The organism is Streptomyces sp. A01, from assembly GCF_059026195.1.
Genome location: NZ_JBWLKN010000091.1, coordinates 1 through 1,194, shown reverse-complemented (window position 1 = coordinate 1,194; position 1,194 = coordinate 1). Strand labels below are relative to the sequence as shown.

At 66.0% G+C, this 1,194-nt stretch carries 1 protein-coding gene; it reads left to right on the top strand.

Going from position 1 to position 1,194, the window contains the following annotated elements; translation table 11 throughout:
- On the top strand, positions 1-1,194 hold a 1,194-nt coding region (locus AC5P1B_RS35640; RefSeq protein ID WP_493892187.1), incomplete at both ends, for a (Fe-S)-binding protein.

Genomic DNA, 1,194 nt, shown 5'->3' with positions numbered 1-1,194 from the left:
GGCAAGGATGAGGAGGGCAACGAGAAGGCGACACCGGAGCAGCTGGCGGGGGTGCCCGCGTCGGCGCTGGCCGAGGCGGAGCGGCCGCTGGTGGGCACGCTGGAGGACAACGGGGTCATCGACCCGGATGTGCTGTGGTCGTGCACCACGTGCGGGGCGTGTGTGGAGCAGTGCCCGGTGGACATCGAGCATGTCGATCACATCGTGGACATGCGCCGTTACCAGGTGATGATCGAGAGCTCGTTCCCGTCCGAGGCGGGCACGATGCTCAAGAACCTGGAGAAGAAGGGCAACCCCTGGGGCCTGGCGAAGAAGCAGCGCCTGGCGTGGACGAAGGAGGTCGGCTTCGAGGTCCCGGTCGTCGGCAAGGACATCGAGGACCTGAGCGAGGTCGAATACCTGTACTGGGTCGGCTGCGCGGGCGCTTTGGAGGACCGGGCGAAGAAGACCACGAAGGCGTTCGCGGAGCTGCTGCACATCGCGGGCGTGAAGTTCGCGATCATGGGCGGGGACGAGGCGTGCACCGGGGACTCCGCCCGCCGCCTGGGCAACGAGTTCCTCTTCCAGCAGCTCGGCCAGCAAAACGTCGAGATGCTGAACACGGCCTTCGGTGAGGACGCCGAGGAGGGTGTGAGGGTCGAGAAGGCGAAGAAGAAGATCGTCGCGACCTGCCCGCACTGCTTCAACACCATCGCCAACGAGTACCCGCAGCTCGGTGGCGAGTTCGAGGTCATCCACCACACCCAGCTGCTCCAGCATCTGATCGATGAGGGCAAGCTGGTCCCGGTGACCCCGGTGGAGGGTCTGATCACCTACCACGACCCGTGCTACCTGGGCCGTCACAACAAGGTGTACACACCGCCGCGCGAGATCATCGCGAGGGTGCCCGGGTTGCGCAACGAGGAGATGCACCGGCACAAGGAACGCGGTTTCTGCTGCGGTGCCGGTGGTGCGCGGATGTGGATGGAGGAGCGGATCGGCAAGCGCGTCAACGACGAGCGGGTGGACGAGGCGCTGTCCCTCAACCCCGACATCGTCTCCACCGCCTGCCCGTTCTGCCTGGTGATGCTCACCGACTCCGTCAACGGCAAGAAGAACGACGGCAAGGCCAAGGAATCCCTCCAGGTCGTCGACGTCGCCCAGCTCCTCCTCGACTCCGTCAAGATCCCCGCCGGACCGGAAGGCGACGGCGAG